The sequence below is a fragment of the Streptococcus sp. Z556 genome (genome assembly GCF_053010225.1).
The window spans coordinates 1-14181 of the sequence record NZ_JBRKNU010000005.1 but is presented as its reverse complement, the minus strand read 5'-3'; the positions used below and the strand labels follow the sequence as shown (position 1 = coordinate 14181).

Here is a 14181-nt window from a genome sequence, read left to right as displayed (position 1 = left end):
ATTGAGACAAGAAATAAATATTCTGTGGTTGGAGGATGATTTAACCATGGATGCCCATACTTATAGAAAAGAGCTTGTAGAGGATATCTTAAAAGATAAAGGCTATAAGGCACAAATTAAAGAATTTAAAACATTTGAAGATGCAAGAAAAGAGTTGGTTTCAGCTAAGAGATATGATTTTTTTATTTCAGATTTTAACTTAGATGCATCTGAAACAGGTTTAAATTATCTTGAAGAAATAAGAAATAGAAATGGTTTTAAACAATTTGTTATTTTGTATTCTAATAATAATTATAACACTATAAAATCAGATGTTATCAATATTCTAAAGCATAAAAATCTAGATATCTTTTCAAATTTCACATTTTTTTCAGTTTCTGATAGTTTAGAGGAAAAACATTTTGAGGATGCGATTAATGTTATTCTTTGTCGCTGGGACGAATTAAATGCAATTCGTGGGAGATTCATGTGCGAAAATGCAGAGATAGAGCATTTGTTACGAGAAAAATTAAGCGACGATAATCCAGATCACTCTTATAGAAAATTATTTGAAGATTTTTTTAGAGAAAAAGTTAATCTAAGAAGGTCAAACTTGTCAAATGATAAAAAAAGTAAGTATAGGAGTTTAAAACAAAGATGGTCTGAATTGATTGATAAAAGAAATGCTCTCGCTCACGTGGAGGAAGGATTTACATCTGAGGACGGATACTATATTTGTTCGCTTAAAGATTCCACTATAAAAATTATGGAAAGTAACTTGGATGAAGAGCGTCGGAAATTAGTATCTTTGAAAAAAGATATTATAGAATTTTTGAATAAAACTTACTACTAATTTTAAAAAATAAGATAACTGTTCTAAAAAATACTCTTACGATTTATTTAGGAGTAATATGAATCACTTTCTCCCATTTAACCTTTGACTATTCCGCAAAATTATCGTACAATAAAGAGTACATGATAAAATGAGTTCAGAGTCTGTTCGCTCTGGCGATAGTAGTAAAAATGAGGAGAAACGCTTTGGAATTAGAAGTATTTGCTGGGCAAGAAAAAAGTGAACTATCTATGATTGAGGTAGCGCGTGCTATCTTGGAACTTCGTGGTCGCGATCATGAGATGCATTTTAGCGATCTTGTAAATGAAATTCAAAACTACCTTGGAACATCAAACAGCGATATCCGCGAAGCTTTGCCTTTGTTCTACACAGAGTTGAACTTTGACGGTAGCTTCATCTCTCTTGGAGACAACAAATGGGGGCTTCGTTCATGGTATGGTGTGGACGAAATCGACGAAGAAATCATCGCTCTTGAAGAAAGTGACGACGATGAAGTAGCACCAAAAGCTAAGAAAAAACGTGTCAATGCCTTTATGGATGGTGATTCAGATGCCATTGACTACAATGCAGATGATCCAGAAGATGAAGATGCATACGAAGCAGACCCAGCTCTTTCATATGATGATGAAAATCCAGATGATGAGAAAAATGAAGTGGAAGCTTACGATGCAGAAATCAACGAAATCGCTCCTGATGACTTAGGTGAAGACGTGGATCTTAACGAAGAAGACGACGAGTTTTCTGACGATGATGCTGAAACGAGTGAAGAAGAGTAAAAGACTTCACAGAGGAGATCGTAAGATCTCCTTTTTTATTCCTTGAGCAGGTCATCCGTTTGAATGCGGATCTTTAATTGGTTTTCTGAAAACAATCTTCTTTTTTCATGTTTTACCGATTCGGGTTGACAAATGATCTGCTTTGAGGTATTATATTGTTCGGGCACCTCTTTTAGAGGTCGGAGCTCCCTAGTTACTAGGGAGCTATTTTTTTTTTCAGGAAGTTTTCTTGAAATGTCGTTATTCATAAGGGTCTTGTTTTCGATCTCCCCTCGTAGTCAACAAGGCCTTGAGCATTTTAGAAAGAGGAATCTATGTCTACGAAATATATTTTTGTAACTGGTGGTGTGGTGTCGTCTATTGGGAAAGGGATTGTCGCAGCAAGTCTGGGGCGTCTCTTGAAAAATCGTGGTCTAAAAGTGACTATTCAGAAGTTTGACCCTTATATCAATATCGATCCGGGAACCATGAGCCCTTACCAGCACGGGGAAGTCTTTGTGACAGATGATGGGGCTGAGACCGATTTGGACTTGGGCCACTATGAACGTTTCATCGATATCAATCTCAACAAATACTCCAACGTGACAACTGGTAAAATCTACAGTGAAGTTCTTCGTAAGGAACGTCGTGGCGAGTACCTTGGGGCAACTGTTCAGGTTATTCCTCATATCACAGATGCTTTGAAGGAAAAAATCAAGCGTGCCGCTGTCACGACCGACTCGGATGTCATTATCACAGAGGTTGGTGGAACCGTTGGAGATATCGAGTCCTTGCCATTTCTAGAGGCCCTTCGTCAGATGAAGGCAGATGTGGGTGCGGATAATGTCATGTACATCCATACAACCTTGCTTCCTTACCTAAAGGCTGCTGGTGAAATGAAGACCAAACCAACCCAGCATTCTGTAAAAGAATTGCGTGGTTTGGGGATTCAGCCAAATATGTTGGTTATTCGTACGGAGAAACCAGCTGGTCAGGGTATTAAAAATAAACTAGCACAGTTCTGTGACGTGGCACCAGAAGCTGTTATCGAGTCTTTGGATGTCGAACACCTTTACCAAATTCCATTGAATTTGCAGGCACAAGGCATGGACCAAATTGTCTGTGACCATTTGAAACTAGATGCACCAGCAGCGGATATGACAGAGTGGTCAGCCATGGTGGACAAGGTCATGAACCTGAAAAAACAAGTTAAGATTTCCCTTGTTGGTAAGTATGTGGAGTTGCAAGATGCCTACATCTCAGTGGTCGAAGCCTTAAAACACTCTGGGTATGCCAACGACGCAGAAGTGAAGATTAATTGGATCAACGCCAATGATGTGACAGCAGAGAATGTGGCAGAACTCTTGTCTGATGCGGACGGAATCATCGTACCAGGAGGTTTTGGCCAACGTGGTACGGAAGGAAAAATCCAAGCCATCCGTTATGCGCGTGAGAATGATGTCCCAATGTTGGGAGTTTGCTTGGGAATGCAGTTGACTTGTATTGAGTTTGCTCGTCACGTTTTGGGTCTTGAAGGTGCCAATTCTGCTGAACTTGCACCAGAAACAAAATACCCTATCATAGATATCATGCGTGATCAGGTTGATATTGAGGATATGGGTGGCACCCTTCGTTTGGGACTTTATCCATCTAAGTTGAAACGTGGCTCTAAGGCAGCGGCTGCTTATCATAATCAAGAAGTGGTGCAACGCCGTCACCGTCACCGCTATGAGTTTAACAACGCCTTCCGTGAGCAGTTTGAGGAAGCAGGCTTTGTCTTCTCAGGAGTTTCTCCAGACAATCGTTTGGTAGAAATCGTGGAAATTCCTGAAAATAAATTCTTTGTAGCTTGTCAGTATCACCCTGAACTTTCCAGCCGTCCAAACCGTCCAGAAGAACTCTACACTGCCTTTGTTACTGCAGCAGTTGAGAACAGCAATTAGTAAAAATCGAACCTTTGAGAACAATCTAAGAGGTTTTTTGCTTGCATATTTAGGATAAGATTTGCAAAAAAAATAGATAGTGATATAATTAACATAATAATTCCTAAGGAGGAACTACAATGAAAAAAATCACACTATTTTGTCTGTCTCTAGCAGGTCTAGCTTTACTGACTTTTCCTCATTCAGGGCAGGCATTTGAGCTTAAAGAAGAATGGGTTATTAAGTGTGGAGTGCAGTATCAAGATGGCAAGATTCTTCGATTTAATAATGGCCATGAAGTAGATATCAAAGTCTTGGATTTGCCAAAAACTGAGAAAATTGAGTGGATGGTCAGTCTCAATGGTCAAGATCAGACAGTCAATTTCCTAGGCCAAGAAAAGGACAAGTCTATGGTCGGTACAGAGGGGCGTTACCTGAATTTCTACGTACCTTATGGCTATAGAGGAGATATCAAGGTCGAGGCCAAGAGTGGAAATGAAGTAAAGACCTGGTCCACTAAAGTGGTAGATGATGTATATAATGGTGAGAAAAGTGGCTACTACCGTATTGAAGAATCAAAAGACCATTACACCTACCTTGATACAAAATGGGACTATCAAACCAAGACCTACACTGCTACCTTACCAGAGACTATCAATGGTCAAAAAGTTTATGCTTGGAAAGACCATGACAATGGTGAGTTGAAGCTTGAAAAACTAAGAACTATCAGTCATAAATATGATAATGGAGGATCTTTCAAAGAACTTTATCCAATTGTAAATGCAGAAAGCTGGCTAAAAAAGAATAACAGTGAAGCCTGGTACTATCAAAAACAAGGTCAATTAGTGCAGAGCGATTGGGTTTATGATAAGGGATCTTGGTACTTTATGAATGATAAAGGAGTCATGTTCAATCAAACTTGGCTTTATCAAGGTAGCAACTGGTATGCCTTTAAATCATCAGGAGCTATGATTGCTAGTGATTGGCTTTATGATCAAGGTAAGTGGTACTATTTATCAACTTCAGGAGCTATGAAAGCAAGCACTTGGGTTTATGACAAGGGAGAATGGTATTATGTAAGTTCTTCTGGTGCCATGCTAGCGAATGATTGGGTCAAAGATAATGGCAAGTGGTATTATCTAGCTTCATCAGGTAAGATGCTTCGCAATACCTACACACCTGATGGTTACTACGTTGGCAACTCAGGCGCCTGGCAATAAGAATCAGAAGTTCACTTTCCTCACTGAGGGAAGTGATTTTCCTTGCTCATATACTGCTTCCCCATTTGTCCTAGAGCCCTTTTTGTGTTACAATGAATGGTATGAAAGCTAAGAAATTATGGATGACTGGCTTGACAGTGGCTGGTCTAAGTGCCCTCGCTTTGGGTGCCAAAAAAGCAGCAGATAACCACAAACTCATGAAGACTCAAGAAGAGTTGACCGCTATCGTGCGCGAACTTTTCTCAGGTATGGGCGAGATTGCGACTCTCTATGTTCAAGTCTACGAAAGTAGTCTAGAGCGACTCGTCGGAGGAGTCATTTTCGAGGATGGTCGTCACTATACCTTTGTCTATGAAAATGAAGACCTGGTCTATGAGGAGGAAGTCTTATGATACAACCAGCAAGTTTAGAAGAATTGGCATCTTTAGTAGAAAAAGATGGCAAGAAGGTTTTCCTTTTTGTAGCGGACTGGTGTGGCGATTGTCGTTATATCTATCCTGCCTTGCCAGAGATTGAGGTAGAAAATCCTGAATTTACCTTTATTCGAGTGGACCGAGACCAGTTTATGGATTTAGCTAAACTCTGGGATGTTTACGGAATTCCTAGCCTTGTTGTGCTAGAAAAGGACAAGGAAATCGGCCGTTTTGTCAATCGTAATCGTAAAAGCAAGGAAGAAATTAACGACTTTTTAGCAGGACTGAAATAGGAGAAAAGAATGATTTTTACATATAATAAAGAGCATGTCGGCGATGTCCTTATGGTCATCGTGAAAAATAGCGGCGATGCCAAGTTGGACGTGGAGCGCAAAGGCAAGGTAGCCCGTGTTTTTCTCAAAGAAAATGGAGAAACAGTGGCTTGGAATATTTTCGACCTTTCAAGTTTGCTTGAAATTGCAGAGCGCGGTCAAGTCTTTTTATCAGATGAGCAAGTAGCTCGTTTGAACCAAGAATTGCAGGCGGAAGGCTTTGTGGAAGAAATTGTCAATGACAAAGAACCTAAGTTTGTTGTCGGTGAGATTGTTGAGATGGTAGCCCATCCAGATAGCGACCACCTCAACATCTGCCAAGTTGCAGTCGCAAGTGATAAGACAGTGCAAATCGTTGCAGGGGCTCCCAATGCGCGTGTTGGGTTGAAAACCATTGTAGCTCTTCCTGGAGCGATGATGCCAAAAGGCAATCTCATTTTCCCAGGCGAACTTCGTGGCGAAAAGAGTTTTGGGATGATGTGCAGTCCTCGTGAACTTGCCTTGCCAAATGCTCCGCAAAAACGAGGGGTGCTTGAATTATCAGAAGACCAAGTTGTTGGAACTCCATTTGACCCAGCCAAACACTGGACTGCCTAGGAAATTGTCAGCATCTGATAGACCAGATAGAAGGAAATAAGATGGCGAAAAATGTAGTAATTACAGGAGCGACTTCAGGAATTGGTGAAGCGATTGCGCGTGCTTATCTGGAGCAGGGGGAGAATGTCGTCCTAACAGGGCGACGGACAGACAGACTAGAGGCCCTCAAGTCAGAGTTTGCAGAAACTTTTCCAAATCAAACAGTTTGGACCTTTCCACTGGATGTGACGGATATGACCATGGTAAAGACTGTTTGTTCCGATATTCTAGAAACGATAGGGCAAATTGATATCTTGGTCAATAACGCCGGGCTGGCTCTTGGCTTAGCTCCCTATCAAGACTATGAAGAGTTGGATATGCTGACTATGTTGGATACCAATGTCAAAGGTTTGATGGCAGTTACTCGTTCTTTCTTGCCTTCCATGGTTGCGGCAAATCAAGGTCATATCATCAATATGGGCTCTACTGCAGGAATTTACGCCTACGCTGGTGCAGCGGTCTACTCAGCCACCAAGGCTGCAGTAAAAACTTTTTCAGATGGGCTTCGGATTGATACCATCGCAACGGACATCAAGGTGACAACCATTCAACCGGGGATTGTCGAAACAGATTTTTCTACAGTACGTTTTCACGGTGACAAAGAAAGAGCTGCGTCCGTTTACCAAGGAATAGAAGCCTTGCAGGCACAAGACATCGCAGATACGGTAGTTTATGTGACCAGTCAACCCCGCCGTGTGCAGATTACAGATATGACTATTATGGCCAATCAACAGGCGACTGGATTTATGGTGCATAAAAAGTAAAAAATTTTCCTCGAAAAGTTACAAGTTTCTGTAACTTTTTTTGATTTCCTGCGAATAGATAAGTAGGAGGAAGAAAATATGTATAATAAAGTTATCATGATTGGGCGTTTGACGTCTACACCAGAATTGCACAAAACCAACAATGACAAGTCAGTAGCGCGTGCAACGATCGCTGTGAACCGTCGTTACAAAGACCAAAATGGAGAACGCGAAGCCGACTTTGTCAATCTTGTTCTTTGGGGGAAATTGGCTGAAACCTTGACAAGCTACGCAACCAAAGGCAGTCTCATTTCCGTTGATGGGGAGTTGCGTACCCGTCGCTTTGAGAAAAATGGTCAGACCAACTATGTGACCGAAGTTCTCGTGACAGGATTCCAACTCTTGGAAAGTCGTGCCCAACGTGTCATGCGTGAAAATAACGCAGGTCAGGATTTGGCGGATTTGGTTTTGGAAGAAGAGGAATTGCCATTTTAAGCATAGAAAAGCCTGAGTCAATCTTAGGCTTTTTTATCTTGAGAAAAGTCAGACTTTTTTCTTGACTATTTTTGACCAAGTGATACAATAGAACTATGGTTTGGCACTCATACGTAAAGAGTGCTAATAATATGATTGTATTATGGAGGAAGACAAATGTTGAAACCATTAGGCGACCGTGTAGTCTTAAAAATTGAAGAAAAAGAAGCAACTGTTGGGGGATTCGTCCTCGCAAAATCAGCCCAAGAAGAAACAAAAACAGCTACAGTAGTGGCTACAGGACAAGGTGTTCGTACCTTGAATGGCGACTTGGTCGCTCCAAGTGTTAAGGCTGGAGACCGTGTCTTAGTTGAAGCTCACGCAGGTCTTGATGTAAAAGATGGAGATGAAAAGTACATCATCGTAGGAGAAGCCAATATCTTGGCAATCATTGAAGAATAATAGGAGAAAGTAAGTATGGCAAAAGACATTAAATTTTCATCAGACGCTCGTTCAGCTATGGTTCGTGGCGTTGATATTCTAGCAGATACTGTTAAAGTAACTTTGGGACCTAAAGGTCGTAACGTTGTTCTTGAAAAATCATTTGGGTCACCATTGATCACCAATGATGGGGTAACCATCGCAAAAGAAATCGAATTGGAAGACCATTTCGAGAATATGGGTGCCAAATTGGTATCAGAAGTGGCTTCTAAAACCAATGATATCGCAGGTGACGGAACGACAACTGCGACTGTCTTGACCCAAGCTATCGTCCGTGAGGGGATCAAGAACGTTACGGCAGGTGCGAACCCAATTGGTATCCGTCGTGGGATTGAAGCAGCGGTTGCGACTGCTGTTGAAGCCTTGAAAAATAATGCCATTCCAGTTGCTAATAAAGAAGCCATCGCTCAGGTTGCTGCTGTATCTTCTCGTTATGAAAAAGTCGGAGAATACATCTCGGAAGCCATGGAAAAAGTTGGCAAGGATGGTGTCATCACTATTGAAGAGTCACGTGGTATGGAAACAGAACTTGAAGTCGTGGAAGGAATGCAGTTTGACCGCGGTTATCTATCACAGTACATGGTGACAGATAGCGAAAAAATGGTGGCGAACCTTGAAAATCCATACATTTTGATTACCGACAAGAAGATTTCCAATATCCAAGAAATCTTGCCACTCCTAGAAAGCATTCTCCAAAGCAACCGTCCGCTCTTGATTATTGCGGATGATGTAGATGGCGAAGCTCTTCCGACTCTTGTATTGAACAAGATTCGTGGTACTTTCAATGTAGTTGCTGTTAAGGCTCCTGGTTTCGGTGACCGTCGTAAGGCTATGTTAGAAGACATCGCTATCTTGACAGGTGGAACAGTCATCACAGAGGATCTTGGTCTTGAGTTGAAAGATGCCACTATTGAGGCGCTTGGTCAAGCTGCTAGAGTGACTGTGGACAAAGATAGCACTGTTATCGTAGAAGGTGCTGGAAATCCTGAAGCTATTTCTCACCGTGTTGCGGTTATCAAGTCACAAATCGAAACTACAACTTCTGAATTCGACCGTGAAAAACTCCAAGAACGCTTGGCTAAATTGTCAGGTGGTGTCGCAGTCATCAAGGTCGGTGCAGCAACTGAAACTGAGTTGAAGGAAATGAAACTTCGTATCGAAGATGCCCTCAACGCTACTCGTGCAGCTGTTGAAGAAGGAATCGTTGCTGGTGGTGGAACTGCTCTTGCCAATGTCATTCCAGCCGTTGCTGATTTGGAATTGACAGGTGATGAAGCAACAGGACGCAATATTGTTCTCCGCGCCTTGGAAGAACCTGTTCGTCAAATCGCTCACAATGCGGGATTCGAAGGTTCTATTGTTATTGACCGCTTGAAGAATGCTGAAGTTGGTACAGGCTTCAACGCAGCAACTGGCGAGTGGGTCAACATGATTGAAGAGGGAATCATTGACCCAGTTAAGGTTAGTCGTTCTGCCCTTCAAAATGCAGCCTCTGTAGCCAGCTTGATTTTAACAACAGAAGCAGTCGTAGCCAATAAACCGGAACCAGTAGCCCCAGCTCCAGCAATGGATCCAAGCATGATGGGCGGGATGATGTAAAAGCAACTTATAAAAAACACAAAAGGAGGGAACATAATCCCTCCTTTTAAGGTTTTCTCTTCTAAATAGATTTGAGCTCTCCTAACTTATATGATAAAATAAGACTAGAAAAAGGAGAAGAACATGATCGATGTAGAAGAAATTCTGAGCAAGATGAACCCCAATCAGAAGATTAATTATGACCGTGTCATGCAGAAGATGGTACAAGTATGGGAGAAAAATGAGCAACGTCCAACTATTCTCATGCATGTTTGCTGTGCTCCTTGTAGTACCTACACCTTAGAATACCTGACAAAATACGCTGATGTGACCATCTATTTTGCCAATTCCAATATCCATCCTAAGGCAGAATACCACAAACGAGCTTACGTCACCAAGAAATTTGTCAGTGATTTCAATGAGCGAACAGGTAATACGGTTCAGTACCTTGAAGCTCCCTACGAACCAAATGAATACCGGAAGTTAGTCAGAGGACTGGAAGAAGAACCCGAAGGTGGTGACCGTTGCAAGGTTTGTTTTGACTACCGTCTGGACAAAACAGCACAAGTGGCTATGGATTTGGGCTTTGACTACTTTGGTTCAGCCTTGACCATCAGTCCCCATAAGAATTCTCAAACCATCAACAGCATCGGAATTGATGTGCAAAAGATCTATACCACCCACTATCTTCCAAGTGATTTCAAGAAAAATCAAGGCTACAAGCGTTCAGTTGAGATGTGCGAGGAGTATGATATCTATCGTCAATGTTATTGTGGGTGCGTCTATGCAGCTCAAGCTCAGAATATTGATCTTGTTCAGATTAAGAAGGATGCCACGGCTTTCTTGTTGGATAAGGATGTTGAAAAAGACTATTCCCACATCAAGTTTACTGTCACTAAATTAGATATATAGCAATTAATCCAGCTGAAAAGCTGGGTTTTTCAAATAAAAAAACCAGGGTTTTCACCCCAGTTTGACAACTTTACCGATTCTTTAGTTCTATGTAGCGTTTGTACCAAATGTTGACATAGGCCTCTGAAAAAGGACCGCGTCCATTGTTAATCCAATCAACAAGGATTTTAACATGCTCTTTCAAAATATAGTCTAAATCATCAGAATACTTCATCTTGCGTTTATGGCGCTCATACTCTTCAACGTCCAAGAGACGCTTTTCACCATCAGTGAAGACCTTGACATCCAAATCGTAATCAATGTATTTCAGGGCTTCCTCATCTAGATAGTAGGGGCTGGCCATATTACAATAGTAGGAAATCCCATTATCGCGAATCATAGCAATGATATTAAACCAATATTTTTTGTGAAAGTAAACAATAGCCGGTTCTCGAGTCACCCAACGACGACCGTCACTTTCGGTAACAAGTGTGTGGTCGTTGACGCCGATAATGGCGTTCTCTGTTGTTTTTAGTACCATGGTGTCCCGCCAAGTACGGTGAAGACTCCCATCATGCTTATAACTTTGAATTGTAATAAAGTCGCCTTCTTTTGGAAGTTTCATAACTAACCAACTTTCTACAATTTATAAGTTTATCGTTTACTATTATATCATAAATCGGTCTAATTTTTTTGAATTTTACACGAAAATATTAAAGATATTCTCTGAGAGCGCTAGCTATATCCGAAAAATCATAGCCTTTTCGAGCTAAAACTTGGGTTAAACGCTGTTTAAGTTCGTATCCTTCATACTTTCGAGCATACTTAGCATATTGTTTGTCTAGCTCTTTAAAAATGAGTTCTTGAGTCGTTTCTTGGTCGACTTGACTATCCAAGTCATCAAAGGCACTTTTAGCATCAGCATAGGAGAATCCCTTGTTCGTCAAGTTTTGGATAATCTTTTCTTGCAAAGCGCGCACAGGAAGCTTTCCGGTGTATTTTTTAAGCAGTTTCTCAGCTACACGTTGAGCAACTTCTGTATAGTCAAAATCCTTTAGAACACCTTCAATAGTTGATTTAGCAACTCCTTTTTGAGTTAGTTTTTGAGTTAGTAAATAGGGTCCTTTATCTCCAGAAAGTTGATTGGCATTTATGATGGAATAAGCATACTGATGGTCATTAATCCAGTTATCTTCTTTTAGATTAGCGATAACTTGACTAGCGATTGTATCTTCAATATCATACTTGTCCAGATACTCTCGCACTTCTTTTTCAGTACGGGCCTTGAAGGATAGATGGTAGAGAGCAAGATTCTTACCATAAGAAAACTGGGAAAAATCCTGAATCTCGGTCAGTTCCTCTTTACTAATGACCTTATCTCGAGATAGCATAAAACGCACAATGGTATCTTCAGTGATATAAGAGGTTTGCTGATGATCTAGCTCCATCAGGTAGAGGCGTTTTTTCTTTTCAAGTTTTGTGATTTTCATGGTTTACCTTTTATCCAAATGCTTCAAAGGCAGCAACGAGTCGAAGTTTGTTTGTGTCGACCTCTTCTCTGCCGTAATAGTCAAGAAACAGTTCAGCGTATTTAGGGTTATCTAGGTTATAGTTGAGAGACCAAACTACCCAAAAGAGATCGATATGACGATCACTAAAATCAGCCAAGCCCAGATCAATAAAGCAAGAGAAGTGGTCCGCATCTTTGAGAATAAAATTCGGTAGACAGGCATCACCGTGAATAAAGGCATCAGTCTTTAAAAGGTGTCCTTGTTCTTGGATGAGTTGGAAGGCCTCTTCGCGACTATTAATCTGAAATTGGGGTAGGAGGGCCTTGGAATAGAACTCGCCTTTTTCATAGTTTTTCAAAGCTCTGTCTTTATAGGTCTGTAAATGATTTTCTGATGGAAAATTGTGTGGGTGTAAGTTGTGAAGTTTTTTAAGGGCATGTGCCATGGTTCGGCAAATTGTTTCTGGCTGATCCAGAAAGGCAAGGGCATCTTTGCCAGGCGCTTCTTTTGTTAAAAGGTAGTCTTTATCTGTAGATAAGTAGTCGATAACTGGAGTTCCCAGTCCTTTAGTTTCAAACCACCTTGCAATGGCAGCTTCTCGCTCTAATCTGCCCTTTTGATCAATTTTCAAATAGTAACCTGAATCAAGATAGAGAACCGTTGCGCCTGAATGAGAAGAGCTGTCAGAAAGGGTTGCTCCCTCTATATAAGTTCGTAATTGCTCAGGAAAATCTAATGGGGAAAAATGAGATGTCTTTGTATTCATGGTTTTATTGTAACATATTCTTAACCATTGAGAAACTACGTGGTATAATAGACATATGAATCTAAAAGTCAAACAAAAAATACCTTTAAAAATCAAGCGTATGGGCATCAATGGTGAGGGAATCGGTTTTTACCAGAAAACCCTCGTTTTTGTGCCAGGTGCCCTCAAGGGAGAAGATATCTATTGTCAGATTACTTCTATTAAAAGAAACTTTGTTGAAGCAAAGTTACTCAAAGTAAATAAAAAGTCCAAGTTTCGAGTCGTACCAGCATGTACGATTTATAATGAATGTGGTGGTTGCCAAATCATGCACCTTCACTATGATAAACAGTTAGAGTTCAAAACGGATTTGCTCCACCAAGCCTTGAAAAAATTTGCTCCTGAAGGATATGAAAACTATGAAATACGTCCAACTATCGGGATGTCAGAACCAAAATATTACAGAGCAAAACTGCAATTTCAAACACGAAAATTCAACAATCAGGTCAAGGCAGGCTTGTATGCACAAAACTCTCATTACCTCGTAGAGTTGAAAGACTGCTTGGTGCAAGATAAGGAAACCCAAGTGATTGCGAATCGCCTAGCTGAACTTCTTACTTACCACCAAATTCCAATTACAGATGAGAGAAAAATACTAGGTGTTCGCACCATCATGGTACGTCGAGCAAGAAAGACTGGACAAGTCCAGATTATCGTCGTAACTAACCGCCAGTTGAATTTGAATCACCTAGTCAAAGACCTAGTTAATGATTTTCCAGAAGTTGTCACGATTGCAGTCAATACAAATACAGCAAAAACAAGTGAAATCTATGGAGAAAAGACAGAAATTATCTGGGGCCAAAAGAGTATTCAAGAAGGAGTACTCGACTATGAGTTTTCTCTCTCCCCTCGAGCCTTCTATCAGCTCAATCCTGAGCAGACCGAGATTCTCTATAGTCAAGTGGTTAAGGCCCTAGATGTTAGTGAAGAAGATCATTTGATTGATGCCTATTGCGGTGTTGGAACGATTGGATTTGCTTTTGCGAAGAAGGTCAAGAGCCTCAGAGGAATGGACATTATCCCGGAAGCCATTGAAGATGCCAAGCGAAATGCCCAGAGAATGGGATTTGATAACGTCTATTATGAAGCTGGGACTGCAGAAGAGATTATTCCACGTTGGTACAAAGAAGGATACCGAGCAGATGCCCTGATAGTCGACCCTCCTCGTACAGGCTTAGATGATAAGCTACTGGATACCATTCTGACCTATGCTCCAGAAAAAATGGTCTATGTATCGTGCAATGTTTCAACCTTGGCACGAGATTTAGTTAAACTAGTAAAAGTCTATGACCTCCAGTATATCCAGTCGGTCGATATGTTTCCCCACACTGCACGGACAGAAGCGGTCGTGAAGTTGGTGAAACGAAAAAGCTTGTAAGTTCTTTCTAGGGGACTAAAATACTATAGAAGATAGTAATGTTTAGGATAACCTCTTCAAAAAATTTATTATAAAAGTCGAAAATAAATCTAACAAACCTATTGACAAAGGGAGAAAAGAAGGTATAATAGAAAGAGTCGAAAAGCTCAGGTCCGTTGGTCAAGGGGTTAAGACACCGCCTTTTCACGGC

General features: G+C 40.9%; 16 protein-coding genes. 13 read left to right on the top strand and 3 right to left on the bottom strand.

The window, feature by feature from the left end:
- Window position 1: 1 nt before the first annotated feature.
- The 12 genes from ACVC7S_RS06630 to ACVC7S_RS06575 all read left to right on the top strand — a co-directional run bounded on the left by ACVC7S_RS06630 (window position 2) and on the right by ACVC7S_RS06575 (window position 10318).
- Window positions 2-832, top strand: coding sequence for a hypothetical protein (locus ACVC7S_RS06630; RefSeq protein WP_447266603.1), 831 nt, complete (start codon window positions 2-4; stop codon window positions 830-832).
- 185 nt (window positions 833-1017) lie between these two features.
- Entirely contained in the window at window positions 1018-1608 is a 591-nt protein-coding gene (rpoE, locus tag ACVC7S_RS06625) for a DNA-directed RNA polymerase subunit delta (RefSeq protein ID WP_000418415.1), read from the top strand.
- A 314-nt stretch (window positions 1609-1922) separates the two neighbouring features.
- Window positions 1923-3530 carry a CTP synthase gene (locus tag ACVC7S_RS06620; protein ID WP_447266602.1) on the top strand — a complete coding sequence of 536 codons (1608 nt, stop codon included), beginning with the start codon at window positions 1923-1925 and terminating at the stop codon, window positions 3528-3530.
- 119 nt (window positions 3531-3649) lie between these two features.
- The gene (locus ACVC7S_RS06615; RefSeq protein WP_447266601.1) at window positions 3650-4729 is read left to right on the top strand and encodes an N-acetylmuramoyl-L-alanine amidase family protein; all 1080 of its coding nucleotides are present in this window, start codon (window positions 3650-3652) and stop codon (window positions 4727-4729) included.
- A 92-nt stretch (window positions 4730-4821) separates the two neighbouring features.
- Window positions 4822-5121: a DUF4651 domain-containing protein gene (locus tag ACVC7S_RS06610; RefSeq protein WP_061853098.1), complete on the top strand. Its 300-nt coding sequence runs from the start codon at window positions 4822-4824 to the stop codon at window positions 5119-5121.
- On the top strand, window positions 5118-5435 hold the full coding sequence (locus ACVC7S_RS06605; protein WP_447266600.1) for a thioredoxin family protein: 318 nt from the start codon (window positions 5118-5120) through the stop codon (window positions 5433-5435). The genes ACVC7S_RS06610 and ACVC7S_RS06605 overlap by 4 nt, the downstream gene beginning before the upstream one ends.
- A gap of 9 nt (window positions 5436-5444) precedes the next feature.
- On the top strand, window positions 5445-6071 hold the full coding sequence (gene ytpR / locus ACVC7S_RS06600; RefSeq protein WP_447266599.1) for a YtpR family tRNA-binding protein: 627 nt from the start codon (window positions 5445-5447) through the stop codon (window positions 6069-6071).
- Between the two features lie 41 nt (window positions 6072-6112).
- Window positions 6113-6874 (top strand): SDR family NAD(P)-dependent oxidoreductase, encoded by a 762-nt coding sequence (locus ACVC7S_RS06595; RefSeq protein WP_447266598.1) that lies wholly within the window; start codon window positions 6113-6115, stop codon window positions 6872-6874.
- 78 nt (window positions 6875-6952) lie between these two features.
- A complete protein-coding gene (locus tag ACVC7S_RS06590; RefSeq protein WP_447266597.1) occupies window positions 6953-7348 on the top strand; it encodes a single-stranded DNA-binding protein in 396 nt (131 codons plus the stop codon).
- A 156-nt stretch (window positions 7349-7504) separates the two neighbouring features.
- Window positions 7505-7789 (top strand): co-chaperone GroES, encoded by a 285-nt coding sequence (gene groES, locus ACVC7S_RS06585; protein WP_447266596.1) that lies wholly within the window; start codon window positions 7505-7507, stop codon window positions 7787-7789.
- A 15-nt stretch (window positions 7790-7804) separates the two neighbouring features.
- Complete coding sequence (gene groL / locus ACVC7S_RS06580) at window positions 7805-9427, top strand: chaperonin GroEL (RefSeq protein WP_447266595.1); 1623 nt, start codon at window positions 7805-7807, stop codon at window positions 9425-9427.
- 123 nt (window positions 9428-9550) lie between these two features.
- Window positions 9551-10318 carry an epoxyqueuosine reductase QueH gene (locus tag ACVC7S_RS06575; RefSeq protein WP_000567566.1) on the top strand — a complete coding sequence of 256 codons (768 nt, stop codon included), beginning with the start codon at window positions 9551-9553 and terminating at the stop codon, window positions 10316-10318.
- A gap of 70 nt (window positions 10319-10388) precedes the next feature.
- On the opposite strand, the gene ntdP is transcribed toward ACVC7S_RS06575, so the two are convergent.
- The 3 genes from ntdP to ACVC7S_RS06560 all read right to left on the bottom strand — a co-directional run bounded on the left by ntdP (window position 10389) and on the right by ACVC7S_RS06560 (window position 12574).
- Window positions 10389-10922 carry a nucleoside tri-diphosphate phosphatase gene (gene ntdP, locus ACVC7S_RS06570; protein WP_000775318.1) on the bottom strand — a complete coding sequence of 178 codons (534 nt, stop codon included), beginning with the start codon at window positions 10920-10922 and terminating at the stop codon, window positions 10389-10391.
- Between the two features lie 88 nt (window positions 10923-11010).
- Window positions 11011-11787: a recombination regulator RecX gene (gene recX, locus ACVC7S_RS06565; RefSeq protein WP_447266594.1), complete on the bottom strand. Its 777-nt coding sequence runs from the start codon at window positions 11785-11787 to the stop codon at window positions 11011-11013.
- A 10-nt stretch (window positions 11788-11797) separates the two neighbouring features.
- Window positions 11798-12574, bottom strand: a complete 777-nt coding sequence (locus ACVC7S_RS06560) for an aminoglycoside 3'-phosphotransferase (protein ID WP_447266593.1) — start codon at window positions 12572-12574, stop codon at window positions 11798-11800.
- 55 nt (window positions 12575-12629) lie between these two features.
- Here ACVC7S_RS06560 and rlmD point away from each other — a divergent pair, with 55 nt between their 5' ends.
- Complete coding sequence (gene rlmD, locus ACVC7S_RS06555) at window positions 12630-13991, top strand: 23S rRNA (uracil(1939)-C(5))-methyltransferase RlmD (RefSeq protein WP_447266592.1); 1362 nt, start codon at window positions 12630-12632, stop codon at window positions 13989-13991.
- Window positions 13992-14181 lie beyond the last annotated feature (190 nt).